We start from the raw sequence: 26,213 nt of genomic DNA on the forward strand, positions 1-26,213 counted from the left end.
TCCTCGCATGAGATGCGGGGAAAGCGCCCTTCAGCCCCTCGGCCCGGCCAACGGGACCGCGCGTTTGTCGCCGGACCGGACCATGGCCAGCAAGGGTTTCGCGGCCACCTTCAGCAGCCGGGCCGCGAACGTGCGGCCGTTGCGGCGCGCGATGTCCGGGCCGAAGGCGTCCATGAGCGCGACGAGCCCTGGCAGCGGCCGCACGAACAGCGTCACTTCGGCGATGAGCCCGTCTTCGCCGAGCTTCAGCACCGCCGCCTCTTCGATCTCCTCGCCGCCGATGCGCGCGGTGTAGACGACGACCCGCGTGGCCTCGTCGCCGGTGTCGGTGTGGAACCGGACGTCGCGCAGATGCGAGTACGCGACCTCCAGCAGCGGCCTGAGTTCCGCGTGCCCGGTGAACCGCACCCGGCTCGTCAGCGGCGAACGTACGACGGCGTCCGGCGCGAAGGCGCTCAGCGCGAGTTCGACGTCTCGGGTTTCGAGGGCCCGGCGGTACCGCTCGGCGGTTTCGGTGCTCATGCGTCCTCCTGGATCAGGTTCCCCAGCCCGCGCCACAACAGATCCGCCGTGAGCGCGACGACCTGTTCCCGCGGGATGTCGCGGTTGCTCCACCACCAGGTGGCGATGGCGTTCAGTGCGCTCTTCGCCGCTTCGGCGAGCGCTTCGTTCGCGCGGTCGCGCGGCAGGTCCGCGGTCAGCGCCAGGCCGGGGACGCGGGCGAACACCTCGGTCAGCTGCCCCGTGGCCCTGGCCTGTCCGCGCCGGTGCACCTCGGCGACCGCCTCGTCGGACGGCGTCTCGGCGAAGATCATCCGCCAGCCGCGTTCGTTCGTCTCCATCCAGGCGAAGATCGCCGCCACCCGGCCGCGCAGGAGCTCCTCGGCGGTGCCCGACGGCGGCAGCTCCGCCCAGCCGGCCAGCAGACTGTCCACTTCGGACTCCAGGAGCCCGGCGTACAGCGCGGCCTTGGACCGGAAATGGTCGTAGAGCACGGGCGTGCTGATGCCGGCGGCCGTCGCGACCTCGCGCATCCCGGCCGCGTCGTAGCCGGACGCGGCGAACACCCGCGCCGCCGCGGCGAGGATCCGCTCCCGGCGTTCTTCCCTGCTCAGCCGTTTACCTGACATCGGTTAGGTACGCTATCACCGAACCTGACATCTGTCAGGTAGCGCTCCGGGTAACCTGGTCGATCGTGCGCACAGTCGTAGTCATCGGAGGCGGGATCGTCGGTCTCGCCACCGCCTGGGAGCTGACCAAACGTGGTCTGGACGTCACGGTGCTCGAGAAGGAGGACCACTGGGCGGCCCACCAGACCGGGCACAACTCGAACGTCGTGCACGCGGGGCTCTACTACAAGCCGGGTTCGTTCAAGGCCAGGATGGCGAGCGCGGGCAACCGGTCCATTGTGGACTTCGCGCGGCAGTACGGGGTGCCGGTCGAGGTCTGCGGCAAACTCGTCGTCGCCACCTCCGAAGCGGAGCTTCCGGCGCTGAAGGTGCTCGCCGAACGCGCCGAGGCGAACGGTGTCCCGGCCAAGCTGATCACCCCGAGCGAAGCCCGCGAGTACGAACCCGAGGTCTCGTGCGTCGCCGCGCTGCGCGTGGAGTCGACCGGCATCATCGACTTCCCCGCCGTCTGCACCGCCTTGGTGCGGCTGCTCGACGAATCCGACGCCGACCTGCGTCTCGGCACTGCCGCGCTGGGGATCCGCCCTGGCCGCTCCGGCGGTGTCGAGGTGGCGACCGGTGACGACGTGATCCACGCGGACGCCCTCGTCAACTGCGCGGGCCTGCACGCCGACCGCGTCGCGCGGCTCGCCGGGCTGACCCCGAGCGCGCGAATCGTGCCCTTCCGCGGCGAGTACTACGAGCTGAAGCCGGAACGCCGCCATCTGGTGCGCGGCCTGATCTACCCGGTCCCGGACGCGTCGCTGCCGTTCCTCGGCGTGCACCTGACCCGCATGCTCGACGGCAGCGTGCACGCCGGCCCGAACGCCGTGCTCGCGCTCCGCCGCGAGGGCTACACCTGGCGCGACATCTCGGCGAAGGACCTCGCCGAAGTCGCCCGCTTCCCCGGCGTCTGGCGGCTCGCGCGCAAGTACGCGTACCCGACCGGGCTCGACGAGGTCCGCCGGTCGTTCTCGCGCCGCCGCTTCGCCGAAAGCCTCGCGCGGCTCGTCCCCGCCGTCACCGAGGACGACATCGTGCGGCACGGCTCCGGCGTCCGCGCGCAGGCGCTGCGCCCGGACGGCGCGCTCGTCGACGACTTCCTGATCGAGACCGCGCGGAACCAGGTGCACGTCCTCAACGCGCCCTCACCGGCGGCGACCAGCGCGCTGGAGATCGCGAAGCACATCTCCGACGAACTGGTCTAGAAGGCGGGCATGTTCCCGGTCACCAGCGGCATCACGGCTTGCGGGATTTCGCAGGCCTTGGCGTTGTCGCTGAGGTCACCGGTGTCGACCTTGACCGAGGAGGTCTCCGTGACCGGCAGCATCGCGACGCAGATGGGGCTGTCCGGGCTCGAGTAGACGAACCACTTCTTGCCCGCCACCATCTGCTCGACCGGGGTGCCGTCGAGACCGGGGACGTCCTCGAGTTTCGTCGCCGTGTAGAGCCACAGGTCGAGGGCCTTCTTGCCCTCGTCACCGTCGTTGTCGTCCCACTGGCAGCCGTTCTTCGGATCCCTGCCCGAACCGTTCATCGGCCGCGCGGCCTGAAGGTTGAACGGCGTCACCTGGTCCGGTTTGAGCAGGGAGCACGGATCGACGGTCACGAGCGGTCCGGAAGCCTCGATCGGCTTCTGGCCGGGGGGCGCGGTGAGCGGCGGGCTCGGCTGTCCGCCGGGCAGGTGGGACGCGACCGCGGGAGCCGCGGCCTTCGCCAGGTCACAGGCCTTGGTGACGTCTTCGCCGGGGGCCTGGCTCGTGATCTCGACGAAGGTCTTCGGATCGAGTTCGGTCATCAGCGAGCAGTGGCTCGGGCCGAAGATGGACGCGTACCGGGTCCAGGTGAACCCGCCGATGCCGAACTTCTCCCCGGGAAGAGCACCGCTGACGTAGTCGACCAGCGAGAGGTCGAAGCTCTGCGACACCTCCAGCGCGACGCCGTCGGGCGCGTCGTCCAGCTCCGGGTAGCGGCACGTCCCGGGGATCTTCCGTGCCTTGTCCGCCGGACGTTCCTTGCCGGGAAAGGTGACCCCGATGGCTTCCGCCTGCTCCTGCGAGAGCAATTTGCACGGCTCGGCCTTCGTGATGACCGGCCCCTGCCCCGGTACCGGCGAAGCCGTACCGCCGATGACCGACGTGCAGCCGCCGAGCGTCAGCACCGCCAGCCCGATCGCGAGCGAATTCCGATACCGCATGCGTCCTCTTCCCCTCACCGCCGACCGCTACTTGGATGTCGGCGTGAGCACCTCGGTTCCGCCGAGGAAGGGGCGGAGCGCCTCCGGGACCCGGACCGAACCGTCTTCGAGCTGGTGGTTCTCCAGGATCGCGACGATCCACCTGGTGGTGGCGAGCGTGCCGTTCAGCGTGGCGACGGTCTGCGGGCGGCCGTCGTCGTCGCGGTAGCGGATGCCGAGGCGGCGGGCCTGGAAGGTCGTGCAGTTCGACGTCGAGGTCAGCTCGCGGTAGGTCTCCTGCGACGGCACCCACGCCTCGCAGTCGAACTTCCGGTACGCGGACGTGCCGAGGTCGCCGGTGGCGGTGTCGATCACCCGGTAGGGGACCTCGATCTTGGCGAGCATCTGCTCTTCCCAGTCCAGCAGGCGCGCGTGCTCGGCCTCGGCGTCCTCGGGACGCGTGTAGACGAACATCTCGACCTTGTCGAACTGGTGGACGCGGATGATGCCGCGGGTGTCCTTGCCGTACGACCCGGCCTCGCGGCGGTAGCAGGACGACCAGCCCGCGTACCGCTTCGGGCCGTCGTTCAGGTCGAGAATCTCGTCGGCGTGGTAGCCGGCGAGCGGGACCTCGGAGGTGCCGACGAGGTACAGGTCGTCGTCGCGCAGGCGGTAGACCTCCGACGAGTGCGCGCCCAGGAAGCCGGTGCCCGCCATGATCTCCGGCCGGACCAGGGTCGGGGTGATCATCGGGGTGAACCCGTTCGCGGTCGCCTGCGCGACCGCCATGTTCAGCAGGCCGAGCTGCAGCTGGGCGCCGATGCCGGTGAGGAAGTAGAACCGCGAGCCCGAGACCTTCGCGCCGCGCTCCATGTCGAGCGCGCCGAGGCCCTCGCAGAGTTCGAGGTGATCCTTCGGCTTGAAGTCGAACTTCTTCGGCTCGCCGACGTGCTTGAGCACGACGTAGTCGTCCTCGCCGCCTTCGGGCGCCTCGGGGTGGACGAGGTTCGGCAGCAGGCGATGCAGCTGCTCGAACTCCTCCGACGCCTCGGTCTGCTCGACCTCGGCCGTCTTGACCTGGGCGGCGAGGTCCTTCGCCTTGGCGAGCAGCTCGGCCCGCTCGTCGCCCTGTGCCTTGGGGATGAGCTTGCCCAGCGACTTCTGCTCGGCGCGCAGCTTGTCGGCGGCGGCGATGGACGAGCGGCGGCGGGAGTCGAGGGAGAGCAGCTTGTCGACCACTCCTTCGTCCTCGCCACGGGCGCGCTGCGAAGCGCGCACGACGTCCGGGTCATCGCGCAGAGTCCTGGGGTCAATCACGAGTGCTGAGAGTAGTCCGTGCGAGCCGCACAAAATGTGCGGGTCCACGCGGATAACCCGACAGTCTGATCGTTGCCGCCCGTTTCGGGCCGTCCCCATACTGAGATCTCCCTGCTGCGGACGGAGAAACCCGATGACCGATGCGGACCTGCTGGCGCGGCACAAGGCGGTACTGCCGTCGTGGCTGGCGCTCTACTACGACGAGCCGATCGAGATCGTGCACGCGCAGGACCGCCGGGTCATCGACTCGACCGGGCGCACCTACCTCGACTTCTTCGCGGGCATCCTGACGAACTCGATGGGCTACGACGTCTCGGCGATCAGCGACGCCGTGCGCAAGCAGCTCGACACCGGCATCCTGCACACGTCGACGCTGTACCTGATCCGGTCACAGGTCGAACTGGCCGAACGCATCGCGAAGCTCTCCGGCATCCCCGACGCGAAGGTGTTCTTCACCAACTCCGGGACCGAGGCCAACGACACCGCGCTCATGCTCGCCACCCAGTACCGGCGCAGCAACCAGGTGCTGGCGATGCGGAACTCGTACCACGGGCGGTCGTTCGCGACGGTCGGCATCACCGGCAACCGCGGCTGGTCGGCGTCGTCGCTCAGCCCGGTGAAGGTGAGCTACGTGCACGGCGGCTACCGGTACCGCAGCCCGTTCCGGGCGCTTTCGGACACGGAGTACATCGACGCTTGCGTCGCGGACCTGGTCGACGTCCTGGAGACGGGCACGTCGGGCGACGTCGCGTGCATGATCGCCGAGCCGATCCAGGGCGTCGGCGGCTTCAGCTCACCACCGGACGGCCTGTTCAAGGCGATGAAGGAGGTCCTCGACCAGTACGGGATCCTGTTCATCTCCGACGAGGTCCAGACCGGCTGGGGGCGGACCGGGGAACACTACTGGGGGATCCAGGCGCACGACGTCGTCCCCGACGCGATGACCTTCGCGAAGGGCCTCGGCAACGGGCTCGCGATCGGCGGGCTCGTGGCGCGCGGCGACCTCGTCGACTGCCTCACCGCGAACTCGATCTCGACCTTCGGGGGCAACCCGGTCGCGATGGCGGGCGCGGCCGCCGTACTCGACCACATCGCCGACCACGACCTCCAGGCCAACGCGCTGGCCCGCGGCAACGAACTGCTCGACGGCCTGCGCGCGACGGGGAACCCGCTGATCGGGGACGTGCGCGGCAAGGGCCTGATGATCGGTGTCGAGCTGGTCGAGCCGGGCGGTATGACGCCGAACCCGGGGGCCGCGGCGCGGATGATGGAGGAGACCAAGGCGCGCGGGCTGCTGATCGGCAAGGGCGGGCTGCACGGCAACGTGCTGCGGATTGCGCCGCCGATGACGCTCACCGCCGAAGAGGCCGCCGAAGGCCTCGGGATCATCACCGACGCACTGGCCGCGGTGTTCTGAGCTGAAGGGGACTTTCCCCGCGTCTCACGCAGTGAAGGGAGCTTTCCCCACATCCGATGCGGGGAAAGCTCCCTTCAGCCCCTTGTCAGGAGCGAACGAAGCGGGCGATGACCTCGCCCAGCCGCCCACCGGCGTCCTCCTGCAGGAAGTGGCCCGCGCCGGTGATCGTCGGATGCTCGAGTTCGCGGGCGCCGCGCATCGAGCCCCGCAGTTCGAGGCCCCACGGCGCGGTGATCGGGTCGCCGTCGGAGAACGAGACCAGGAACGGCTTGTTCAATTCCGAAAGCACCTTCAGCGCGGCCCGGTTGGCGGCCGAGGCCGGATCACCCGGAGTGATCGGCACCAGCGACGGCATCGCGCGCGGCGCGGCCTTGTACATCTCGTTCGGGAAGGGCGCGTCGTAGGCGGCGCGGACCTCCTCGGACAGCTTGGTCTGGCAGCCGGACTGGACGAACCGCCCGACGTCGATGACCTGGGCGTTCTCCATGGCGTCGCGGAACTTGTGCCAGAGCTCGGGCATGTCGGTGTCGCCGGTGGGGAGGCCGGTGTTGGCCGCGACGACCCGCGCGAAGCGGTCGGGGTTTTCGGCGACCAGCCGCAGGCCGATCAGTCCGCCCCAATCCTGGCCGACCAGGGTGACGTCGGTCAGGTCGAGGACATCGAAGGCGAACGCGCGCATCCACTCGACGTGCCGCTGGTAGGTGTGGTCGACCATGTCGCCGGGTTTGTCGGATCGGCCGAAGCCGACCAGGTCGGGCGCGATGGCGCGCAGCCCGGCGTCGGCGAGCACCGGGATGACCTTGCGGTAGAGGTAGGACCAGGTGGGCTCGCCGTGCAGCAGGAGAACGGGCGGCCCGTCCTCGGGCCCGGCCTCCACGTACCCCACTCTGATCACGCCGCCGTGAAGGTCGACGAGCTCCGCGTAGCGCGGTTCGAAGTCGAAATCGGGCAGGTCCGAGAACCGGTCGTCCGGTGTCCTTAAAAGGCGCACGACTCCCACGTTAGTGGGAATCGTGCGCCCATGCCGGTTTCAGTGCGTCAGGAAATCACGAGATGGCGACGGCCACGACCAGGCCGAGGGCGAGGTGCGCGGCCGCGACGACGATGCTGGCCGGGGCGAACTTCTCGCTCTCGATCGTCGAGCGGACGTCGATCCGGGTCGCCCACTCCAGCAGCCGGACGGCGAGCACCTGCACGATGATGCCGAGCAGGCCGTAGACCAGCGAGGTGATGAGCCCCTCGGTCAGGTCGCTGGCGGAGTTCGCGATCGCCACGACGATGATGAACGCCATCGACAACAGGCCCGACGCGGTGACGATGACCGCGTTCGGCAGGCCGCGGGTGACCAGCTGGGCGAGCTTGCCGGGCGTGGTCCAGTCGATCGCCCAGAACCCGGCGAACATCATCAGCAGGCCGACGACGCCGTACAACAGGATCGCGCCGATCCCTCGCACGAGGTCGGAGCCGAACGTGTCGGACAGCGCAAGGGTGGTGGTCACAGGGGTTCTCCAGGAGTCAGGAATGTCAGGTTTGTGCGGTTGCTTCTATCACGACTCGACGATGCGGTGCGGGACGAACGCCGCACCGTCGTCGGTGACGAGACCCGCGGTCTCGCGGATGCCGAGGCCGGCGGCCTGGTCCCCGACGATCCACGCGCCGAGCGCGGGCCGGTAGCCCTGGAACTCCGGGAGCGGGTCGAACGCCTGGTAGACGAACCCTTCCGCGCCGTAGACACCGTCGGTCTGCGTTTCGTACCCGGTGGCGACGATCTGCACGTTCGCGCCCTCGCGGCCGAGTTTCGGCTTGCGGACGTACTCGGTCAGCAGACCGGGGTCGTCGGCGAAGGCGGGCAGCAGGTTCGGATGCCCCGGGTAGTTCTCCCACAGGATCGCGAGCAGCGTCTTGTTGGAGAGGATCATCTTCCACAGCGGCTCGACCCACAGCGTGCGCGGCATGGTCTCGACGGCGAAGCGGCCGAACTCCTCGTCGACCACCCATTCCCACGGGTAGAGCTTCACCACGGTCGCCATCTGCGCCTCTTCGAGGTCGACGAACCGTTTGAGCACCGGGTCCCAGCCGATCTCCTCGATCGACAGGCCGACGGTGTCGAGCCCGGCCTCGGCCGCGGTCTCCTGCAGGTACGCCGTCGTCACGTGGTCCTCACCGGACGGATCGGCCGACGACCAGGTGAAATGCAGTTCGTTGGACGGCAGCTTGTCGGCGAGCTCGCCCCAGCGCTCGACCAGCTTCTCGTGGATCGAGTTCCACTGGTCGTTCTCGGGGAAGACCGCGGTCTTCCAGTGCCACTGCAGCACCGCGGCCTCGAGCAGCGAGGTCGGGGTGTCGGCGTTGTACTCGAGCAGCTTCGCCGGGCTCTTGCCGTCGTAGCGCAGGTCGAACCGGCCGTAGACGTGCGGATCCTGCCGCTTCCACGACTCGGCGATATGCGGCCAGACCCACTCGGGGATGCCGAAGCGGTGGTACTGCTCCGTGGTGATCACGTTGTCGACGGCTTCGAGGCACATCGAGTGCAGCAGCTCCACGTCCGCCTCGACGGACAGGATCTCGTCCATGTCGAAGACGTAGTGGACCGACTCGTCCCAGTACGGCCGGGACTTGCCGGAGCCGTCGCGGGCGGGCGTGCCGAAGACCAGCCCCTGCTCTTCGACGATGTTCTGCCAGTCCCGCCGGGGCGGCTTGGAATCCCGGTACACCTACGAGCCCCCGCTCTTGCCGCTGCCGCCGGAGCCGCTCTTGCCGCTGATGCCGAACCCGCCGCGCTGGACCGTCTTGCCCGACTTCGTGCTGACGTTCGCGTTCGACGGCGCGGTGTACGAGCCACCCGACACGCGCTGTCCGATGGTCCCCGTGCCGCCGTAGTTGTAGCGGTAGCTGTTGTACCCGCCGCCACCGATCGGGATGAAGAAGAAGCCACCGGAGTGGTAGCCGCCGTGCGACGTCACGTACCGCTCGTCGCAGTTGTCGTCCTGGTCGACGATCCCGTCCTTGGTGGTGCAGACGGCCGTGACGTTCTCCGGCTTCGCGACCGTGTAGAACGTCGCGACCAAGCCGACCAGGCCGACGGTCACCCCGGTGCCGATCAGCAGCTTCTTCTTGGTCGAAGACTTCTTCTCGGCGGCGCGGGCGGCTTCGGCCGCGAGCGCCTCCTGGCGCTGCTGCTCGGCCAGGGCCTGCTGCCGTGCCCGCTGCTCGGCGAGCGACGGCTGCCGCGCCTGCGTGCTGCTGTCCTGGAAGCGCATCGAGCCGCGCCTTGGCGGCTCCTGAGGCGCCTGTGCCCCCTGGTTGTCATCCTGCGTCATCGAAGCTCCGTAATCGCCCGCCGGCCCGAACCCGTGTCTCAACACTAACCACCCGGTACGCGCACCTTACGTGCGGCGCGGGCATCATGGAGTGGATGTCTCAACAGGCCGAGCGGTTCCGTGATCCGCGAAACGCGCTGAGCACCCTGCGCACCCGGCTCGTCATGGCCGGTGTGTTCGCGGGCGCGATCATCGCGCTTTCGCTGAGTGTGGCGTTTTCGTGGAACGTGGGCCCGGAGGGCGGTGCGGGCGGCGGCGCCCCCAAACTGTCGCCCGCCGCGGCCGAGGCGTTCCAATCTCCTCCTGGCACCTGTCTGACCTGGAACAATCCGGACGCCACCGACGCGCGGCGCGTGCCGTGCGCCGAGGCCCACCTGTTCGAGGTCACCAGCATCGTCGACATCGGCGCGCAGTACCCGCCGGGGGCGCCGAGCCCGAACCTGGAGCAGTGGCAGGAGATCTCCAGGTCGCAGTGCACGATCGACGTCAAGCCGTACCTCGGCCGCACGCTGGACCCGTACGGCAAGCTGAGCATGAACCTGCTCCGGCCGACGCCCGCGCAGTGGGCGGACGGCGACCGGCAGCTGCGGTGCGGTCTGCAGTGGGCGGGCCAGGGCGGCAAGCTCCAGCCGACCAAGGGGCCGGCGAAGGAGCAGGACCAGTCCGCCGTCTGGGAGCCGGGCACCTGCCTCGCGCTGCTCAACAACAGCTTCGGCGACCCCATCGACTGCGCGCAGACGCATTCGTACGAGATCATCGCGACGCTCGATCTCAAGACGAAGTTCAAGAACGGCTACCCGTCGCAGGAGCAGCAGAACACCTGGCTGGACACCGAGTGCTCGACGGCCGCGCAGGAGTACACCGGCAACGCGGACCTGGCGGCGAAGAAGCTCATCCTCAGCTGGGACGTCCGCGAGCAGGAGAGCTGGGACGCCGGGTCGACGCTGGTGAACTGCAAGGTGGCGGCGGTCCTGCCGGAGAACAAGGGGCTGGCGCCGGTCACCGGGAGCGTCAAGGTCGGCACCGGCGAGACCCCGCCGCCGTCGTCGTCTTCGGCCCCGAAGACCGGAGGGTGATCGCGTGCCCGTCGAGATGACCCAGCAGCGGTTCGAGGAGCTGGTTTCGGAGGCACTGGACGAGCTCCCGCCCGAATTCGCGGACGCCATGGACAACGTCGTGGTACTCGTGGAGGAGTTCAACGAGGAGTCGCCCACGATCCTCGGCCTGTACCACGGGGTCGCGCTGACCGAGCGGACCCACGAGTACGGCGGGGTGCTGCCGGACCGGATCTCGATCTACCGGCGTCCGCTGCTGGAGATGTGCGACACCGAGGAGGACGTCGTCGAGGAGGTGCTGATCACGGTCGTCCACGAGGTCGGCCACCATTTCGGCATCGACGACGCGCGCTTGCACGAACTCGGGTGGGGCTGAGCCCGCCGGACGGACGAGAGCAAAGGTCCCTTGCTCCCCCGAGACGTACACAGTGGATTCCGTGCCGAAGGCGGCGTGGTCGGTGATTTTCGTGCGTGGAGCACCAAGGTTTTCCGGATTCTTAACTGGGCGTAACAACCCAGCCACTTTGGGCGACAGCCCCCGCTAAACTTTTCGACACGTTGTCGCCGGCCTGCGCCGGCGAATGCCTGGGGAGGCGGTCCATGGCCGAGTCGGCGGCACGAGGGAGGAGTGACCGGCGGTTGCGCTGGTTGCTCGCGTCCAGCGCGGCGTCGAACCTCGGCGACGGGATCGGCAAGGTCGCGTTCCCGCTGCTCGCGGTCACCCTGACCCGTGATCCGCTGCTCATCGCCGGCCTCTCGGCGACCCAGTTCCTGCCGTGGCTGCTGTTCGCGCTCCCGGCGGGCGCGCTGCTCGACCGCATCGACCGGCGGCGGGCGATGATCCTCGCGAACAGCGTCCGCGCGGTCGTCGTCGGCGGGACGGCCGCCCTGGTCGCGGCGGGCGGAGTGACGATCTGGCTGGTCTACGCCGCCGCCCTGCTCATCGGCTCCGCGGAGGTGGTCGCCGACAGCGCCGCGAACGTGCTCATCCCGGCGGTCGTCGGCAAGGGATCACTCGACAGCGCGAACAGCAAGCTCCAGGCGTGCGAGATCGTGGGGCAGACCTTCCTGGGCGGGCCGGTCGGCAGCGCTACCTTCGCGCTCTTCGCGACGTTCCCGTTCATGCTCAACTCGGTGGGCTTCGCGATCGCGGCCGCCGTGTTGATCGGACTCGCCGGGAGCTATCGGCCGAGAGCCACCGGCAACGCGCCCGCCGGCCTCCGCACCGAACTGGCGGAGGGTTTCCGCTGGCTGAAGCACAGCAGGCTGGTGCTGCGGCTGGTCGTCATCGCCGGGCTGATCAGCCTGGTCAGCGAACTCGCGCAGGCGCAGCTGGTGCTCTACGCGATCGAGTACCTGCGTCTCAGCGAAGCGGCCTTCGGGCTCTTCGCGTTCGTCGGCGGCATCGGCGGCCTGCTCGGCGCGGCCCTCGCCCCTCGGTTGGTGAAGGCGACCAGCCGGCGCGCGGTGCTCCTCGGGGGCACGGCCTGCTGCGGCGCGGCGTTCACCGGGATGGGCCTGACGAGCTCGCCGGTGGCGGGTGCGGCACTGTTCGGCCTGTTCGCGGCCGCCGTGGTCGCGGTGAACATCGTGCTCGGGACGGCGCGGCACACGCTCGTCCCCGGCGACCTGCTCGGCCGGGTCCTCGGCGTGTGGCGCACCGTCGTCTGGGGTGCGATCCCGGTGGGCGCCCTGCTCGGCGGCGTCCTCACCCACGCTCTCGGTTCCCCGGCCAGGACGTTCCTCACGTCCGGGCTGCTGCTGTTCGGAGTAGCCGGTTTCGCGTTCGTCTCGTTACGGCAAGGAGCCTTCGATGACGAATCGGCCACGGAGGAGCGGGTTCTCCACCGAGACCGGTGAAAACAAAGGCCTTTGGTGCTGAAATAGCCCATCACCGCCACGGGTGACGGGGAGGTCCGCGATGCAGCAGACACTGGTGCCGGAGGCCGGCGTGGGGACGACAGAACCTTCGAGACGGCCGCAAGTATTGACCGCCGTCGCCGGTTTCGTGATCGGCGGTGGCGTGATCGGCATGCTGTGGGCGCTCTCGGGCGTCAACGCGGGGGCGCTCGAAGACGCGAAGCACGCTTGCTCGGCGCTGGCCAGGGTCGGCACGATCCCGGACACCACCGACTCCGCACCCGGCGAACGGACCGTGGCCGTCCTCGCCCCCGAAGTCCTGCACCGGATGACGGCCGCACGCGAACTCTCCGCCGCGGCGGCCGCCGCCAAGGACACCTACCGGCCGCTGGCCGAACATATCGACGGGGTCAGCCGGATGGTGTTCAGCCTGCACTTCAACCAGATCTCGGGACAGCGGCATCTGACGCAGGCCGAACAGCTCTGCGCCCAGCTCTAGCCCTTGTGGACGGTCTTGACGGTCAGCTGATTGCCAGGAATCTTCCCGGCGCAGCCGAGTCCTTGCACCGGCACGAAGTTCGACGCCGTCTCCTGCGGCAGGTACACCCGCAGCCCTCGGGTCTCGGTGGGCTTGCAGACCGCCTCGTCGTAGTTGCGGACGTTCACGAAACCGACGTCGGCGATCGCGCTCTCCCCCTTGGCGAGCTGGACCGGGCCACCCTTGGCGCCGTCGCGGTACGCGGCCTCACCGACCTGGTGGCCGTCGGCGCCGGTCACGTACGAGATGCCCGGGAAGCCCTGGACGGTGCACGGGTGTCCGCTCGCGTTGGTGATGACGAGCTTGCGGTACACCGTGCCCGCGGCGGCGTCACTGTCCTTGATGGACAGTTTGACGTCGCCGGCCTTGCACAGCCCGTCGTTCTTCGGCGCCTGTGCGGACGGCTGGACGGGCTGCGGGGCAGGCGCCGGGCTCGAAGAGCTCGCGCTGGGCGCGGCGGAGGTGTCCGGCGCCGAACCGGACGGCGACGCGGACGTGTTCTGCGCGACGGGCGCGGTCTCCGCACCGCAGGCGCTGAGCAGCAGAAGCCCGGCGGTACCCGCGACGAGACCGCCGATGGAGATCAATTTTGAACGAACCATGGTCATTCGCCTCCCTGTAGTCCGACGCTGCCGGGTCACCCACCGTCCAGTAGACGTGTTGTCCGCCGTGGGGGTTGCGCTCCACCGGTTAATTCCCCACAAGGTGTTAATCGATCTTGTGGGGTGTATTCCCCGGCGGGCGCGGAGGCAAACGTCCCTGGTCAGGGTTCGACAGGGGCTTCCGCCCAGGTGAGACAGGTCCAGCCGGTAGGGGTCGCGACGAGCTCGACGATCCCGGTGTTCGGCACGAGCCCCTGGTTGGCGACCTCGGCGGTCACGTTCCCGGCGAGCCATTCGCCGCCCAGCCGGATCGCGCCGCCGTGGCTCACCAGCACCACTGTGCCGTCGGGGTCGGCCTGCTCGTGCTTGGCACGCAGACGGGCGACCGCGTCGAGCATGCGGGCGCGGACCTGCGCACCGGTCTCGCCGCCGGGGATCGGCGGGTCGAGCTCGCCGAGCGTCCACCGGCGCACGACGCTCATGTAGGTCGTGATCGAGTCCTTGTCCGTCTTGCCTTCGAGGTCGCCCGCCGCGACCTCGTGCACGCCGTCGAGGACCAGGACGTCCAAGCCGAGTTTCGCCGCCAGCGGCGCGGCGGTCTGCTGGGCGCGGATCGCCTGCGAGGCGTAGACCGCGACGATCGGCTCGCCGTCCAGCCGCTTCGCGAGGTCCTGGGCCTGCTCGCGGCCCAGCTCGGTGAGCGGTGGCCCCGGCAGCGCGGTGTCGAGCGCGCCCCGCACGTTGCCGTCGGTCTGGCCGTGGCGGACGAGGAGAAGTTTCACGCCTGTGCTCCCTTCCGTACCGACTCGACCCAGCCGATCGCGTCGGTGAAATCCTCGTTGGCGGCGCCCGGCTCGATCTCGGTCGTGCCGTTGTCCGCGCGCGGGTGGGAGCCGAGGAACCGCACGTTCCGGCACCGGCGGCGCAACGCGGCCAGCGCGTCGCCGATCCGGGGCTCTGCCACATGTCCCTCGAAGTCGATGAAGAAGCGGTACTCGCCGAAGTTGTTCCTGGTCGGGCGGGCGTCCAGCTTGGTGAGGTTGATCCCGCGGACCGCCAGCTCGGTGAGCAGTTCCGCCAAGGCGCCGGTCCGGTTCGTCGCGGCGGCGACGATCGAAGTGCGGTCCGCCCCGGTCGGCTCCGGCAGCTCACCGGGCGTGCGGACGAGGATGAACCGGGTCTTGGCGTCGCGGACGTCGGCGACCTCGGTGGCCCGCACCTCCAGCGGGTAGTGCTCGACGGCGACCGGCGCGGTGACGGCGGCGTCGAACTCGCCCGCGTCGACCGCGACCGCGGCCGCCGCCGTGGACGACGTGGCGACCGGGCGCGCCCCCGGCAGATTCGCCTCGACCCAGTGGCGGACCTGGGCGAGCGCGTGCGGATGGCTGGCCACGGTGCGGATCTCGGTGATGCCCGGCCGGGTCAGCACGCTGAAGTGGACCGGCAGCAGCACCTCCGCCACCGCGACGACCGGCTCGGCCTCGCTCAGGCTGTCGAGGGTGGCGGTGACCGCGCCCTCCACGGAGTTCTCGATCGGGACACACGCGGCGTCGGCCGCGCCCGAGCGCACCGCGGCCAGCGCCGCCGGGATGGTCTCCGCCGGGATCAGCTCCTCCCCGGGGGCGAGCCGGCGGGCGGCCTGTTCGGTGAAGGTTCCCTGGGGGCCGAAGTAAGCGATCCGTGACACCCCGCCAGATTACGCACGGCGCGGGTGGCGACTTTCACTCGGACAGCCGGTACGCGCACCGGTTACGCCGGGTGGCTTTTTTTGCCATGCTTAGCGCGTGACCGCCGAACCGGGCACGCGCACCGGCCACGAGTACACCGGCCCCTCCTTCGCTCCCCCGTCGGACCGCCCCACTCCGGAGCTGGTGCTCTGCGCCGTCGATGACCTGCTCGCACAAGCCTGGACGACCGTCGCGGACACTGTGGACGGCCGGGTCTTCGTGCACCGCGGGTCCGTGCTCGACGTCGTCGCGCAGGCCGTCGTCAGCCCCGCGAACTCCTACGGCTGGATGCGCGGCGGCATCGACGCCGTGTACGCCCGCGCCTATCCCGAGGTCGAGCAGAACGTGCGCAGCGCCGTGCTCGCCTACCACGGCGGGGAGCTCCCGATCGGCGAAGCGGTTATCGTGCCCACCGGCGAGGCCGAGCCCGCCTGGCTGATCAGCGCGCCGACGACGCGGGAACCCGGCGAACGCCTCCCGCGTGACACCGTGCATCCGTACCTGGCCGCCAGGGCGGTGTTCCAGCAGTGGCGCGACGGCAGGCTCGACCAGGGCCGGGTCCGTGATCTCGTGCACACGATCGCGATGCCCGGACTCGGTACCGGCTTCGGCGGGGTCGCGCCCGCGTCCTGCGCACGGCAGGTCGCCGCCGCGTGGAACGAGGTCTTCACGCCGGGCCGTACCCGTAACGGACGGTAACGCCCTGAAGCGGGGTACATCACATCGCAGCGCGTTCACGAGCCGTAAGCCCTACCGTTAAAGCGGCTTCATCCGGTTCGAGGCACGTTCACCCGCCGAGAACTCGTCAACACGGTTTTGTACGGCGCCAGCGCAGGCGACGGGCGAGGAGTGTGCGATGCCGCGGGTCCGTGAGCTCAGTCCCTACGTCGAGCTGCACCGTGAGCAGTGGCGCGAGTTGCGCAGGTCGACTCCTCTGCCGCTGACCGCCGCGGAACTGCTGCGGCTGCGCGGTCTCGGCGAACAGGTCGACCTGGCCGAGGTCGCCGAGGTCTATCTGCCGCTCTCCCGGCTGATCAATCTCCAGGTCGCCGCCCGGCAACGGTTGTACGAGGCCACCACCACCTTTCTCGGTGAAGACAGTCGGGGCACCAAGGTGCCGTACATCATCGGGATCGCGGGCAGTGTCGCCGTCGGCAAGTCGACCACCGCGCGCATCCTGCGCACCCTGCTCGCCCGCTGGCCGGATCACCCCAGGGTCGACCTGGTCACCACCGACGGTTTCCTCTACCCGCGTGCGGAACTGGTGCGGCGCGGGATCATGCACCGCAAGGGTTTCCCGGAAAGCTACGACCGGCGGGCGCTGCTGCGGTTCGTCACCGAGGTGAAGTCCGGGGCGGACCGGGTCAGCGCTCCGGTGTACTCGCACCTCGCCTACGACATCCTTCCCGACGAGGAGCAGGTCGTTCAGCGGCCCGACATCCTGATCCTCGAAGGGTTGAACGTCCTTCAGCCCGGTCCTCGGCTCACCGTCTCCGATCTGTTCGACTTCTCGATCTACGTGGACGCGCCGACGACCGACATCGAACGCTGGTACATCGAGCGCTTCCTCAAGCTGCGGCACACCGCTTTCGCGGACCCCGCGTCGCACTTCCACCACTTCGCCGGCCTCCCGGACGACGAGGCCCGTGCCGAGGCACGCCACCTGTGGCGCACGATCAACGAGCCGAACCTGATGGAGAACATCAAACCGACGCGGCCCCGAGCGACCCTCGTCCTCCGCAAGGACGCCGACCACGCGATCAACCGGGTCCGGCTGCGCAAGCTCTGAGAGATCACGACGGTTCTCGTTCTGGCGGCTGCGGTCGGTCATGAAGTCCAGCACCGGCGATGTCACGTGACTGGACGGACGACACACGTGATCCGACGGACAACACACGTGACTGGACGGACGGCACGCCCGCGACCGGGGTTCCGCGCGAAACCGCCACCCGCGGACCGGCGGAACGTGCCTGAGACACCCGCCTCCATCGTGTTGGTCCGTCGATGAAGGATCTGGGATGTCCCAAACCCTTCAGCAACGCGCAGCCGGAAGACGACACCGCGTAACCGGGCACCTGCGGATTCTCTACTCACGGCGAGCGTTCACGACGACGGCCAAGATCACTTCGCCGGACGCCGATCACGCGGGCGGCTTCCGGCTGTTCCCTCACAAGGACCAGCCTTCGCACCACGGGAGAGCCAGTGGTGCCCACCGGTCGCGCACCGCTGTCGGCCGACGGCTTTCCTCGGCCGATCGGCCGATCCACGCTCAGTACGTGTAACCGGTTGGCCGATACCGGCTACAGCCCCCCGAGGCGACCCTTGTGTCAGGGGTTCACGAGGTCTCGAAAAGACCTTGAGCAGGGAGGAGGCTCACGATGTTCTCGACCATCCTGACCTGGGTCGGCTCGATTCTCGGACTCGCACTCCTGGTGGCCATGGCCGCCGGCGCCTTCGTCGTCGACTTCGACGACGCCCGCGGTGACCGTCGCCGGAAGAAGCCACCAGTCACGGAGAGCAAGGGCACTCCCGCGGCACCGCTGGGCTGAACCCAGGTGAGCTGAACTCCGGCCGATCAAGGCGTCCGGACGTCTTGATCCCCGCGGAGCTCGGCTCAGTCGAACGGATTGTGCACCTGCGCGCCGAGCCCGGCCATGTCGGCGAGGTTCCTGGTGACCAGGGTCAGCTCGTGGGCCCGGGCGGTCGCGGCGATCAGCCCGTCGATCGACGGCACTTTCCGCGGCGCGTACTGCCTGCCCCATTCGGCCGCGATTTCGGCGGTCACCGGAAGGATCCGTTCCGAGAACTGCGCGGTGAGCCCGGCCAGCCAATCGGCCAGCGCCTCCGCACGCTCCCTGTCCCGCTCCCCTCGATGCCTGAGTTTCGTTATCCCCCTCTCGATTTCCCCCACCGTCAGCGCGCTCAGATACAGCCTGCTCGACGACACCTCTCCCCACCACCGGGCGAAACCCGGGTTCGGCGTGCGGCGCCGAGCCTCGGACACGATGTTCGTGTCCAGCAGAAAGCTCACCCGCTCACCTCCACGGCATCCCTCGGCAGGTCTTCCGCTCGTTCGGCGGCGATCTCCTCCAGTACGTCGGCCAGCGCCTCCCCGTACTCGGGATGATGCTGCTCCCCGGAAAGCGCGAGTTTGAAATCGACGGCTTCGCCACTTCCGGTCAACCTGCGGTAATCCACGATGTCCAGCACCACGGCCACCTCCTCCCCATGTTTCGTGACGAACTGCGGCCCATCGGACGCGGCTCGGCGCAGCAGCTCGCTCAGCCGCTGCTTGGCATCCTGCACTTGCCAGGTTGCTGCTTCCATCTAGACAGACTAGACAGAACTAGGTGGGTTGGCAAGGGCTGGAGGGGTGTGACCGGGGGAAACGGGTGTCAGGCGAGCTCGCCGAGCGCCTTCCGGTAGTCGTCGATGTCGTAGTCCATCTCGTGCTCGCCCGCTTCGGTGAGCTGGGCGGACAGCGCGTCGATGAGGCGGTCGAAGATCTCTTCGCGCTCCTGCCCGGTCTCGCTCAGCCGCCGCACGGCCTGCCAGACCTCGGCGGGCTCGTCGGCCCAGAGCTGGTCGACGATCGTGGTCTTGAGCGCGAGCCGCATCCGCGGTTCGCCGTCGAAGGTCTCCTCGGCCAGCGCCTCGTGGTACTCGGGGTGCTCGCCGATCACCAGCAGGCGGCGCTGTTCGGGGTCGGCGGGTTCGAGCTCCAGCTCCTCGTCACCGATCTCCGCGTAAACCGTCGGGACGGCGAACATCCGGCGCGCCAGGGCTTCCGCGAGGTCCGCCGGGTCTTCGATCCCCTCGGAGCCGTCGAAGTAGACGTCGAGCGCGGAATCCTCGTCCTGCGCGAATTCCTCCAGGAACTCGGTCGCGCTCTCCAGCAGCGCGACACGCGCGGCCTCGGGGAGTCCGGCGCGGTCGGCGGCCCAGGTGACCCAGCCGAGCAGGGCGGGCTCCAGCGCGTCTTCGTAGGCCTCGTCGATCTCGAACTCGCCGTCCAGCAGCGATTCGAGGAACCGGGCGAGCTTCTCGGGGCCGACCCGCAGGGGGCTGCCCGGCTCGGTCTCACAGCCGTAGTCGACGAGCAAGCGCGCGTAGAACCGCGTCGCCTCCGTGTCCTCGACGAGTCCGGACCCGATGAAGTCGGCCACGACCTCTTCGCGGACCTGCTCGGGCCATTCGGTGATCTCGGGCGACGGCTCGGGAGCGGGCAGCGCCCGGATCCACGCCAGCGCGAGCGCGTGAAACCGCGCGTAGTCCTCGCTGACGTCGGGCTCTTCGACGACGTCCGTCGCGGCCAGCCCGTCCGCGAGCAGCTGGCGGGCACGCTCGGGCAGCACCCGCTCCAGCGTGACCAGCTCCGGGTCGTCGGCGGCCTGCTGCCGCATCTCGGCCAGCACGTCCTGCGGCTTGTCGACCACGACGACGTCGCGGATCCGGCCGCCCTCGGTGAAGTCGACCAGCGCGAGCAAGCCGTGCTCGGCACCGCCGCGGGAGAAGACGCACAGGAGGGAGGACTCGTCGCCGAAGACGTCACCGGTCCGCCAGCACTCCCCGACGGTCACCGCGGCCAGCTCCGCCACCCATTCCGGCTCCGGGATCCCGCGGCCCAGCACGGTGTTCAGCGCCGAAGCGGCCGCCTCGCGCTCCTCCTCGGTCTCGGCGAAGACCTTCAGCCCGGCGAGCAGCGCGGCCGCGGCGGGGGTGATCTTCCGCTCGGCGAACGCGATGAGCTCCAGGCCCAGCGGCGTTTCGTCCTCTTCGAGCTCGATCTCCCACCACTGGCCGAGCACCTCGGAGGTCAGCAGCTCGACGTCGAGCACCTCGGGTTCGGCACCAAGGGTCGAGAAGTCCCGGAGGACGTCCTTGAAGAGGCCCGTCACACTCGGAGTGGAGGGCTGGGCTGCCTTCTTGCGCGCACGGCTGACCGGACTCATGGCGACATGTTTTCACGCGGACCCGGCCGGGCTCGTCGCGGTGGTCGCGGGCGCGGAACACGGAGTCCCGGACGCGGGCGGACACCGGTTCACCGACCACCGCGACTTCACCCTCTTCGCCGGGTTTCCTCGGTTCACCGCGAATAACGACAGGCGACGGGCGCGGTTACGCCCTGACCGGTTTGGGAATCGCGATTCTCGCCGCTTTGACCTCGGCGATCAGCCGGGTCTTGCGTTTGTGTATTTCCACCAATGTGCCGAGGTACGAGCTGAATTCTTCAGCCGTACCGGCCTTTTTGTGCGCCGTGCGCAGTTTGCGCAGTTGCCGGGCCGCCTCGCGGTAGGCGTTCGGATCCTTCCGCGTGATCAATTCTTCGACATGGTCCCGGTATACGGGAATGGTTTCGGCCGGATGGGCGACGGAACGGGAATCCGCGAGTCCGACCCGCACCGGCAAAGAAGCCTCGAAGCGCACGGCCGCCCGCCATGCCTCGTCGGCGCGGTCCTCGCCGAGCAACGCGCGGACGAGTTCGTCGGCGGCCTCCGTGCTCCCGGCGGCGAGTTCACGCAACCGGGCCAGCGCGGTCTTCCGCTGCGCGACCCAGCGCCCGGTTTCCAGCGACTCCTCGCGCAGCGCGAGGTACGTCGCGGCCGTGGGGTTCTCGTCGAAGTCCTTACGCGACAAGGGAACCGGCTCTTCCTCCAGCGGAGGCGCCTCCTCCTTCTTGTCGTGCGTGAGCGCCCGCGCCGCATGCGCGATGGCCTCGCTGTGCCGCCCCGCCGCGCGCAGCACGCGCACGATCTTGAGACTGACGTCCACCCGCGGCGGCTTGGCGGCGAGGATCGCGACGAGCGCGTCGACGTCGCCGGACACCTCCGCCAGCTCCTCGCGCAGCCGCTCGGCGGTCTCGCGTTTCGCCCCGGACGGATGCTCCGCCAGCACATCGTCCACAGTGGACTTTATCCGCGCGATTCCCTTGTCCCCCAACGCGGCGGCGAAGTCGGCCAGCTCGATGACGGGCCAGCCGGGGCCGTCGAACTCCACTTCGAGGATCCAGGCGGCCAGGCCCTCCGGATCCGGCGGGTGCGCCACGCAGGCCCGCGCGTACAACTCGACGGCCCGGTCCAGCCGGTCCGCGACCTCGCCCGAGGCGTCGTCGATCTGCTCCAGCATCTCGCTGATGTCATCCACGGTCCGGCGGGCGAGCGGAGCGAGATCCGCCCGGCTGCCGGCGTCGAGAAGCCGCTGGAGCGTGTCGAGGACGGAGCCGACCTTCGCGGCGTACTCGACGTTGCCCGCCAGCACGGCGGTGTCGAGGAGGCGGTGCGCCTCGGCGACGTCACTCCCCTGGGTGGCGAAGCGGTTCTCCAGGGCCTGCCGTAACGCAGGGTCACGCTCGGCTTGGGCGTGCAGCAGGTCCGCCAGCGTTTCCGCGTCCAAGGTACGCAGGTAGGGGCGCAGATCCGTCGGGGAACTCACCCGGACAAGTCTGCCCGACCGCTTCCCCGACTCGTATGGGCCAACAGCGTGCTCTTTTCGGCGTAATCGCTCACCAGGTGTGACCAGGTCAGCGGCGTCGCTTCGAGGCGCGAAGGGCAGCGGACGGCCGGGATCGGCAGCCGACGGGCGAGCTGCATGACGATCGCCATCACCACCGCCGCGAGCAGCGAAATCGCCGCGGCGGCGGCGAGGGCGCCGCTCAGCACCCGGCGCCCGCCGTCGATCGCGAGCTGCGCCGAGTACTCGATCTGGCGCGCGGCGAGGTCGCCGAGGGTCCGGCCGACGACGCCGGCCGCGACGCGCCAGGCGTCCTGGCCGACGGGCGGCGGCGTGGCCGCGCTCAACGCGGATTCGACCGCGCCGAACCGGCCCCAGTCCTCGCTCCCGACGAGGTCCCGGTAGGTCTTCCGGCTACTTTCCGTGAGTTTTCCGGCGATCGCGTCGAGCCTGGACCGGTAGGCGCCCACGGCGGCGGCGTAGTCGCGCCGCCCCGCGTCGTCGATCCCGGCGACCGCGAGGGAATCGCTGCGGTCCATGCCTTCGACGGCGGTGAGCAGTTCGACGGCGATCGTCTGCTGGTAGCCGACCTCGGCGTCAGGGGCGGCCCGGGCGATATCGCGCAGGGAGGAAAGCGAGGTGTCGATGCGATCGGCGTACGCGGCGTAGGTGGCGGAGCGGCTGCCCGGCGCCTTCAACGCGACCGCCCGCTCCCGCTGCAGCGACGCGATCACCCGGCTCGCCCCGGCGAGGGTGACCGCTCCGTTCTCGGCGTCGTCGCGGTCCTCGATGGCCTGCTGGACAAGGAAACCGCCGATGAACAACGCGACGAGCACCAAGGCCGCGCTCGGCACGAACGCGATGGAGAGCATGCGAGACCGAAGGCTTCGCTGATACGTCAAGACTTTCCTTCCGGATCGGTCTCCCGACGCCGGCCGACGTTATGCAAGTTGCACTTTGCACGTCAACGCTCGTCCGCCATACGGCCGTTAGCGCACCGTGACGATCTGGTAGGCACGGCACGTGACACTCGACGACCTCAACCAGCGCCTCCGCGACTTCGCCGCGGCACGGGACTGGGAACCGTTCCACACACCGAAGAACCTGGTCATGGCGCTGTCCGGCGAAGTCGGCGAGCTGACTTCGCTGTTCCAGTGGCTCACCCCGGAGGAGTCCGCGGAGTGGCGCTCCGACCCTGAACTGGCACACAACGTCGTCGACGAGATCGCCGACGTCACGCTGTACCTCCTCCAGCTCGCGAACAGCCTCGGTGTGGACCTGATCGAGGCGGCGAACGCCAAGATCGACCGGAACGAAATCCGCTTCCCGGCGCCCGGTTAGCCGCCTTTCGGGTCTTGTGGGGCGTTCGTTCGGCGGAAACACTGTGCCGACGTCCCTGGAGGTGGCCCCTTGTCGCGTTCGGCCCGCACCGTGTTCCTGGCCCTCGTGTTGTCCCTGAGCGCGGTCGCCGCGCCGGCGTACGCGGCGCCGCCACCGACCGCACCGCATCGGGACCCCGGCAACGGGCCGGAACGCAATGAAGTCGCCGCGACCGATCAGCCGATGGGCGTCGCGCGGGCCGCGGCGGGCGAGAACCTCGCGGGCGACCGTTCCGGCTATCCGCGCAAGACCCAGCTGCGCGTGTACCCGGAGAACACGGCCGACAAGTCGATCAAGCTCGGCCTCGCGCCGTATCACGCGATCGCGCCGAAACTGAACGCGTTGCAGGCGCGCAGCGACCGGATCTCGGTGGAGATCGCCGGACAGTCGGGCCTCGGCCGGGACCTCTACCTGGTGACGCTCACCGCGCCGGAGAGTCCGGCCGAGACGCGTCGGCAGGACGCTTGGCGCTCGCTGATCGAGAACGACCCGGCCCGCGCCGCGCGCGACCCGTTCCTGCGCCACGGCTACAAGGCGCCGGTGTGGATCAACAACAACATCCACGGCAACGAATGGGAAGGCACCGACGGCGCGCTCCGCGTCATCGAGAAGCTGGCGACGTCGACCGATCGCACGACGGCCGAACTGCTGAAACGGAACCGTTTCTACTTCAACGTCACGGCCAATCCGGACGGTCGCGTCGCCGGTACGCGGCAGACGTCGCAGGGTTTCGACCCCAACCGCGACTTCGTCACCGCGTCGCAGCCGGAGGTGCGGGCCATGCGCGGGATCGCCATCGGCAAGCAGCCGCTGATGATGCTGGACGAACACGGCTACGTCGCGAACACGCTCATCGAACCGACCACCCCGCCGCACGGCCAGAACTACGACTTCGACCTCTACATCAAGCACGGGTACGCCAACGGGCTCGGCATGGAGCAGGCGGTCAAGGCGCTCGGACGGCCGGAAACGGCGAAACCCGAGATCCCGTTCCGCGACTACGAACCCGGCAGCTGGGACGGCTGGGCGCCGATCTACACCGCCCAGTACGCGATGTACCACGGCGCGGTGTCCTTCACGATCGAGATCCCGATGCGGGTCAACAACGCCGACTACGAAACGCGGCCGGTGGCGGAGCTCCAGCGGCGCGCGGTGATCAACACCGAGGTCGTCGAAGCCACCATCGGCAGCACGCTGCAGTACGTCGACCGCAATCGCGGTGAGCTCATCGCGAACCAGATCGAGATGTTCCGCCGCGGCACGGCGGGCGAGGCGCAGCGTGAGATCCCCGACGGATTCGTGCCCGGTTTCGGGCCGGAAGACCGCTACCGCACGGAGTTCCCGCGCGCGTACGTCATCCCCTCCGGCGGGGATCAGCGTTCGGCCGTCGCCGCTTCGCGTCTCGTCGACCACCTGGTGGCCAACGACGTCCGCGTGCGGCAGGCGGATCGCCCGTTCTCGCTGGCCGGGCGCCGGTATCCGGCCGGTTCGTACGTGGTCGACATGCACCAGCCGAAACGCGGCCTGGCGAACGTGATGCTGGAGCAGGGCAGCGACATCTCGGCGAAGGTGCCGGTCATGTACGACATCTCCGGCTGGAGCCACCGCCTGCTGTGGGGCGCGTCGGTCGACATCGTGAAGCAAGGCAGGCTCGACGTCCGGGCGCACGACGTCGTCGCCGCGTCGCCGACCGGCGGCATCGACGCCGCGCCCGGCCGTGACCTCGCGCTGAAGCTCGTCGACGGCAAGGACGTCAGCGCCGTCAACGACCTGCTGAACCGGGGACTCGCGCTGGGACGTGCGGACGACGGCACGATCATCGTCCCCGCGTCGGCCCGCCCGGCGGCCGCCGAGGTGGCGGACCGCTACGGCGTCCGGTTCACCGAAGCACACGGGACGGCGGCGCCGTTGACCCGCAAGACCATCGCGGCCGCCGTCGGGCCGGACGAGCTGAAAGCGCTGCGAGACATGGGCTTCGACGTGCGACCGGTGTCTGCGGCGGTGCTCAACGCCGGCTTCGACTGGTCCAGGGTGGACCTGCTGTTCGTCTCATCGGGACTGCGCTACACCGATCTCAACCCGGCCGCGAAGGACGCTTTGCGTGCCTTCCTCACTCGCGGCGGCGTGGTCACCCGCGGTGCCACGGGCGCGCGGTTCAACACCGACGTGGGACTTCTCGAAGCGCGTCCGGTCGCGGGCTGGGAGGACGGGAACGGCGTCGTCTCGGTGGTCAACGGGACCGGCCCGGTGGGTAGCGGCGCGCTGCCGGACTCGTTCGTCTACGGACCGTTCTGGTTCACCGATCTCGGCTCCTCGGTCAGTGTCGAGCAACGCTACGCGAGCGGCAATCCGCTGGTCGCGGGGCATTGGCGGACACAGGACGACGGGACGGGCGGACCGCTGCAGGCGGCGGGACAGGCCGCGGTCGTGTCCGGGACCTCGGGACTCGGCGGGCGGGCGGTGCTGTTCGGCACCGAACCGCTGTTCCGCGATCACCCGAAGGGCTTGTACTCGCAGGTGGCCAAGGCGATTTACTGGGCCGCCGCGAAGTAACGTGGGGGTATGCCGATCCAGGTGCTGCTCATCGACGACCACGAGGTGGTGAGGCGCGGTCTGCGTGACCTCCTCACCGACGAGCCCGACATCGAGGTCGTCGCCGAAGCGAGCGGGGTCGACGAGGCCCTGGCCGTGGCGATGCACGTCGAGCCGGACGTCGCGGTGGTCGACGTGCGGCTCGGCGACGGCGACGGCATCGCGCTCTGCCGCGAGCTGCGCTCGAAGCCGAACCCGCCGCAGTGCCTGATGCTGACCGCGTTCGACGACGAGGAGGCCATGGTCGGCGCGATCATGGCGGGCGCCGCCGGGTACCTGCTGAAACAGGTCCGCGGCCAGGACGTCGTCAACGCGGTCCGCGAGGTCGCGGCCGGCCGGTCGCTGCTCGACCCGCTGTCGACGGCACGGGTGCTCGACAAGCTGCGGCATCCGCCCGAGGACGAACTCGGTTCCCTCACCGAACGCGAGCGTGAGGTGCTGGAGCTGATCGGGCAGGGCATGTCCAACCGCGAGATCGCGGAACGCCTGTTCCTCGCCGAGAAGACGGTGAAGAACTACGTGACGTCGGTCCTCGCGAAGCTGGGCATGCAGCGCCGCACGCAGGCCGCGGCGTGGATCGCGCGCCGGGACAGGTAGTGCGCGAAAAAAG

28 protein-coding genes are annotated in these 26,213 nt (G+C 69.4%); 12 read left to right on the top strand and 16 right to left on the bottom strand.

All coding sequences use genetic code 11. The features are described from left to right. Nucleotides 1–30: 30 nt before the first annotated feature. Together LCL61_RS05975 and LCL61_RS05980 are read right to left on the bottom strand one after the other, a co-directional pair. A complete protein-coding gene (locus tag LCL61_RS05975) occupies nucleotides 31–522 on the bottom strand; it encodes a nuclear transport factor 2 family protein (protein ID WP_340685916.1) in 492 nt (163 codons plus the stop codon). Next, nucleotides 519–1,130: a TetR/AcrR family transcriptional regulator gene (locus LCL61_RS05980; RefSeq protein WP_340685917.1), complete on the bottom strand. Its 612-nt coding sequence runs from the start codon at nucleotides 1,128–1,130 to the stop codon at nucleotides 519–521. Before LCL61_RS05980 ends, LCL61_RS05975 begins: the two co-directional genes overlap by 4 nt. Before the next feature lie 65 nt (nucleotides 1,131–1,195). Here LCL61_RS05980 and lhgO point away from each other — a divergent pair, with 65 nt between their 5' ends. After that, nucleotides 1,196–2,377, top strand: a complete 1,182-nt coding sequence (lhgO, locus tag LCL61_RS05985; RefSeq protein ID WP_340685918.1) for an L-2-hydroxyglutarate oxidase — start codon at nucleotides 1,196–1,198, stop codon at nucleotides 2,375–2,377. Here the strand turns inward: lhgO and LCL61_RS05990 are convergent. Then, nucleotides 2,374–3,366, bottom strand: a complete 993-nt coding sequence (locus LCL61_RS05990; RefSeq protein WP_340685919.1) for a DUF3558 family protein — start codon at nucleotides 3,364–3,366, stop codon at nucleotides 2,374–2,376. The genes lhgO and LCL61_RS05990 overlap by 4 nt on opposite strands. 27 nt (nucleotides 3,367–3,393) lie before the next feature. Further along, nucleotides 3,394–4,662: a serine--tRNA ligase gene (gene serS, locus LCL61_RS05995; RefSeq protein WP_340685920.1), complete on the bottom strand. Its 1,269-nt coding sequence runs from the start codon at nucleotides 4,660–4,662 to the stop codon at nucleotides 3,394–3,396. A gap of 133 nt (nucleotides 4,663–4,795) precedes the next feature. On the opposite strand from serS, the gene LCL61_RS06000 reads away from it, so the two are divergent. Continuing rightward, nucleotides 4,796–6,079: an aspartate aminotransferase family protein gene (locus tag LCL61_RS06000; RefSeq protein WP_340685921.1), complete on the top strand. Its 1,284-nt coding sequence runs from the start codon at nucleotides 4,796–4,798 to the stop codon at nucleotides 6,077–6,079. 85 nt (nucleotides 6,080–6,164) lie between these two features. Here the strand turns inward: LCL61_RS06000 and LCL61_RS06005 are convergent, their stop codons facing one another. The 4 genes from LCL61_RS06005 to LCL61_RS06020 are packed head-to-tail and all read right to left on the bottom strand — an operon-like array spanning nucleotide 6,165 to nucleotide 9,399. Continuing rightward, a complete protein-coding gene (locus tag LCL61_RS06005) occupies nucleotides 6,165–7,070 on the bottom strand; it encodes a haloalkane dehalogenase (protein ID WP_340685922.1) in 906 nt (301 codons plus the stop codon). A gap of 55 nt (nucleotides 7,071–7,125) precedes the next feature. Further along, entirely contained in the window at nucleotides 7,126–7,578 is a 453-nt protein-coding gene (locus tag LCL61_RS06010) for a DUF350 domain-containing protein (protein ID WP_340685923.1), read from the bottom strand. 48 nt (nucleotides 7,579–7,626) lie between these two features. Further along, nucleotides 7,627–8,793 carry a glutathionylspermidine synthase family protein gene (locus tag LCL61_RS06015; protein WP_340685924.1) on the bottom strand — a complete coding sequence of 389 codons (1,167 nt, stop codon included), beginning with the start codon at nucleotides 8,791–8,793 and terminating at the stop codon, nucleotides 7,627–7,629. Beyond that, nucleotides 8,794–9,399, bottom strand: coding sequence for a hypothetical protein (locus LCL61_RS06020; protein ID WP_340685925.1), 606 nt, complete (start codon nucleotides 9,397–9,399; stop codon nucleotides 8,794–8,796). 95 nt (nucleotides 9,400–9,494) lie between these two features. Between LCL61_RS06020 and LCL61_RS06025 the strand changes: the two genes are divergently transcribed. From LCL61_RS06025 to LCL61_RS06040, 4 genes are all read left to right on the top strand, one after another. Then, nucleotides 9,495–10,475, top strand: a complete 981-nt coding sequence (locus tag LCL61_RS06025) for a septum formation family protein (RefSeq protein ID WP_340685926.1) — start codon at nucleotides 9,495–9,497, stop codon at nucleotides 10,473–10,475. Nucleotides 10,476–10,479: 4 nt separating this feature from the next. Continuing rightward, the gene (locus LCL61_RS06030) at nucleotides 10,480–10,830 is read left to right on the top strand and encodes a metallopeptidase family protein (RefSeq protein WP_093936420.1); all 351 of its coding nucleotides are present in this window, start codon (nucleotides 10,480–10,482) and stop codon (nucleotides 10,828–10,830) included. Between the two features lie 224 nt (nucleotides 10,831–11,054). Next, nucleotides 11,055–12,314, top strand: coding sequence for an MFS transporter (locus LCL61_RS06035; RefSeq protein WP_340685927.1), 1,260 nt, complete (start codon nucleotides 11,055–11,057; stop codon nucleotides 12,312–12,314). Nucleotides 12,315–12,375: 61 nt separating this feature from the next. Beyond that, on the top strand, nucleotides 12,376–12,813 hold the full coding sequence (locus tag LCL61_RS06040) for a hypothetical protein (RefSeq protein WP_340685928.1): 438 nt from the start codon (nucleotides 12,376–12,378) through the stop codon (nucleotides 12,811–12,813). On the opposite strand, the gene LCL61_RS06045 is transcribed toward LCL61_RS06040, so the two are convergent. From LCL61_RS06045 to pheA, 3 genes are all read right to left on the bottom strand, one after another. Beyond that, nucleotides 12,810–13,460, bottom strand: coding sequence for a DUF4232 domain-containing protein (locus LCL61_RS06045; protein ID WP_340685929.1), 651 nt, complete (start codon nucleotides 13,458–13,460; stop codon nucleotides 12,810–12,812). The two genes, LCL61_RS06040 and LCL61_RS06045, sit on opposite strands and share 4 nt — an antisense overlap. A 155-nt stretch (nucleotides 13,461–13,615) precedes the next feature. After that, nucleotides 13,616–14,236, bottom strand: coding sequence for a histidine phosphatase family protein (locus LCL61_RS06050; RefSeq protein WP_340685930.1), 621 nt, complete (start codon nucleotides 14,234–14,236; stop codon nucleotides 13,616–13,618). After that, a complete protein-coding gene (pheA, locus tag LCL61_RS06055; RefSeq protein ID WP_340685931.1) occupies nucleotides 14,233–15,141 on the bottom strand; it encodes a prephenate dehydratase in 909 nt (302 codons plus the stop codon). The genes LCL61_RS06050 and pheA overlap by 4 nt, the downstream gene beginning before the upstream one ends. Before the next feature lie 97 nt (nucleotides 15,142–15,238). Here pheA and LCL61_RS06060 point away from each other — a divergent pair, with 97 nt between their 5' ends. The 3 genes from LCL61_RS06060 (at nucleotide 15,239) to LCL61_RS06070 (ending at nucleotide 17,730) form a co-directional block, all read left to right on the top strand. Beyond that, nucleotides 15,239–15,880 carry a macro domain-containing protein gene (locus tag LCL61_RS06060; RefSeq protein WP_340685932.1) on the top strand — a complete coding sequence of 214 codons (642 nt, stop codon included), beginning with the start codon at nucleotides 15,239–15,241 and terminating at the stop codon, nucleotides 15,878–15,880. A 157-nt stretch (nucleotides 15,881–16,037) separates the two neighbouring features. Then, the gene (gene coaA, locus LCL61_RS06065) at nucleotides 16,038–16,970 is read left to right on the top strand and encodes a type I pantothenate kinase (protein WP_340685933.1); all 933 of its coding nucleotides are present in this window, start codon (nucleotides 16,038–16,040) and stop codon (nucleotides 16,968–16,970) included. A 589-nt stretch (nucleotides 16,971–17,559) separates the two neighbouring features. Then, entirely contained in the window at nucleotides 17,560–17,730 is a 171-nt protein-coding gene (locus LCL61_RS06070) for a hypothetical protein (RefSeq protein ID WP_340685934.1), read from the top strand. A gap of 65 nt (nucleotides 17,731–17,795) precedes the next feature. Here the strand turns inward: LCL61_RS06070 and LCL61_RS06075 are convergent, their stop codons facing one another. The 5 genes from LCL61_RS06075 to LCL61_RS06095 all read right to left on the bottom strand — a co-directional run bounded on the left by LCL61_RS06075 (nucleotide 17,796) and on the right by LCL61_RS06095 (nucleotide 22,503). Beyond that, on the bottom strand, nucleotides 17,796–18,212 hold the full coding sequence (locus LCL61_RS06075) for a type II toxin-antitoxin system VapC family toxin (protein WP_340685935.1): 417 nt from the start codon (nucleotides 18,210–18,212) through the stop codon (nucleotides 17,796–17,798). Further along, nucleotides 18,209–18,508: a type II toxin-antitoxin system Phd/YefM family antitoxin gene (locus LCL61_RS06080; protein ID WP_340685936.1), complete on the bottom strand. Its 300-nt coding sequence runs from the start codon at nucleotides 18,506–18,508 to the stop codon at nucleotides 18,209–18,211. Before LCL61_RS06080 ends, LCL61_RS06075 begins: the two co-directional genes overlap by 4 nt. A gap of 68 nt (nucleotides 18,509–18,576) precedes the next feature. Continuing rightward, nucleotides 18,577–20,133, bottom strand: coding sequence for a DUF1841 family protein (locus tag LCL61_RS06085; RefSeq protein WP_340685937.1), 1,557 nt, complete (start codon nucleotides 20,131–20,133; stop codon nucleotides 18,577–18,579). Between the two features lie 166 nt (nucleotides 20,134–20,299). Beyond that, nucleotides 20,300–21,613: a hypothetical protein gene (locus LCL61_RS06090; protein ID WP_340685938.1), complete on the bottom strand. Its 1,314-nt coding sequence runs from the start codon at nucleotides 21,611–21,613 to the stop codon at nucleotides 20,300–20,302. After that, the gene (locus LCL61_RS06095; RefSeq protein WP_340685939.1) at nucleotides 21,610–22,503 is read right to left on the bottom strand and encodes a nitrate- and nitrite sensing domain-containing protein; all 894 of its coding nucleotides are present in this window, start codon (nucleotides 22,501–22,503) and stop codon (nucleotides 21,610–21,612) included. Before LCL61_RS06095 ends, LCL61_RS06090 begins: the two co-directional genes overlap by 4 nt. 151 nt (nucleotides 22,504–22,654) lie before the next feature. On the opposite strand from LCL61_RS06095, the gene LCL61_RS06100 reads away from it, so the two are divergent. The 3 genes from LCL61_RS06100 (at nucleotide 22,655) to LCL61_RS06110 (ending at nucleotide 26,200) form a co-directional block, all read left to right on the top strand. Further along, nucleotides 22,655–22,972 carry a nucleotide pyrophosphohydrolase gene (locus tag LCL61_RS06100; protein ID WP_126732489.1) on the top strand — a complete coding sequence of 106 codons (318 nt, stop codon included), beginning with the start codon at nucleotides 22,655–22,657 and terminating at the stop codon, nucleotides 22,970–22,972. A gap of 69 nt (nucleotides 22,973–23,041) precedes the next feature. Further along, a complete protein-coding gene (locus LCL61_RS06105; RefSeq protein ID WP_340685940.1) occupies nucleotides 23,042–25,564 on the top strand; it encodes a M14 family zinc carboxypeptidase in 2,523 nt (840 codons plus the stop codon). 9 nt (nucleotides 25,565–25,573) lie between these two features. Beyond that, nucleotides 25,574–26,200 (top strand): response regulator, encoded by a 627-nt coding sequence (locus LCL61_RS06110; RefSeq protein WP_034309658.1) that lies wholly within the window; start codon nucleotides 25,574–25,576, stop codon nucleotides 26,198–26,200. The last annotated feature ends 13 nt before the right edge of the window (nucleotides 26,201–26,213 follow it).

This window comes from Amycolatopsis coloradensis (assembly GCF_037997115.1).
In the GTDB taxonomy this organism is placed as follows: Bacteria; Actinomycetota; Actinomycetes; order Mycobacteriales; family Pseudonocardiaceae; genus Amycolatopsis; species Amycolatopsis coloradensis_A.

What these genes read in the sequence shown, in the direction of transcription:
- LCL61_RS05975 (WP_340685916.1), bottom strand. Translation starts at nt 522, where the DNA reads ATGAGCACCGAAACCGCCGAGCGGTACCGCCGGGCCCTCGAAACCCGA.
- LCL61_RS05980 (WP_340685917.1), bottom strand. Translation starts at nt 1,130, where the DNA reads ATGTCAGGTAAACGGCTGAGCAGGGAAGAACGCCGGGAGCGGATCCTC.
- LCL61_RS05990 (WP_340685919.1), bottom strand. Translation starts at nt 3,366, where the DNA reads ATGCGGTATCGGAATTCGCTCGCGATCGGGCTGGCGGTGCTGACGCTC.
- LCL61_RS06000 (WP_340685921.1), top strand. Translation starts at nt 4,796, where the DNA reads ATGACCGATGCGGACCTGCTGGCGCGGCACAAGGCGGTACTGCCGTCG.
- LCL61_RS06020 (WP_340685925.1), bottom strand. Translation starts at nt 9,399, where the DNA reads ATGACGCAGGATGACAACCAGGGGGCACAGGCGCCTCAGGAGCCGCCA.
- LCL61_RS06025 (WP_340685926.1), top strand. Translation starts at nt 9,495, where the DNA reads ATGTCTCAACAGGCCGAGCGGTTCCGTGATCCGCGAAACGCGCTGAGC.
- LCL61_RS06035 (WP_340685927.1), top strand. Translation starts at nt 11,055, where the DNA reads ATGGCCGAGTCGGCGGCACGAGGGAGGAGTGACCGGCGGTTGCGCTGG.
- LCL61_RS06040 (WP_340685928.1), top strand. Translation starts at nt 12,376, where the DNA reads ATGCAGCAGACACTGGTGCCGGAGGCCGGCGTGGGGACGACAGAACCT.
- LCL61_RS06045 (WP_340685929.1), bottom strand. Translation starts at nt 13,460, where the DNA reads ATGACCATGGTTCGTTCAAAATTGATCTCCATCGGCGGTCTCGTCGCG.
- coaA (WP_340685933.1), top strand. Translation starts at nt 16,038, where the DNA reads ATGCCGCGGGTCCGTGAGCTCAGTCCCTACGTCGAGCTGCACCGTGAG.
- LCL61_RS06070 (WP_340685934.1), top strand. Translation starts at nt 17,560, where the DNA reads ATGTTCTCGACCATCCTGACCTGGGTCGGCTCGATTCTCGGACTCGCA.
- LCL61_RS06080 (WP_340685936.1), bottom strand. Translation starts at nt 18,508, where the DNA reads ATGGAAGCAGCAACCTGGCAAGTGCAGGATGCCAAGCAGCGGCTGAGC.
- LCL61_RS06085 (WP_340685937.1), bottom strand. Translation starts at nt 20,133, where the DNA reads ATGAGTCCGGTCAGCCGTGCGCGCAAGAAGGCAGCCCAGCCCTCCACT.
- LCL61_RS06095 (WP_340685939.1), bottom strand. Translation starts at nt 22,503, where the DNA reads ATGCTCTCCATCGCGTTCGTGCCGAGCGCGGCCTTGGTGCTCGTCGCG.
- LCL61_RS06110 (WP_034309658.1), top strand. Translation starts at nt 25,574, where the DNA reads ATGCCGATCCAGGTGCTGCTCATCGACGACCACGAGGTGGTGAGGCGC.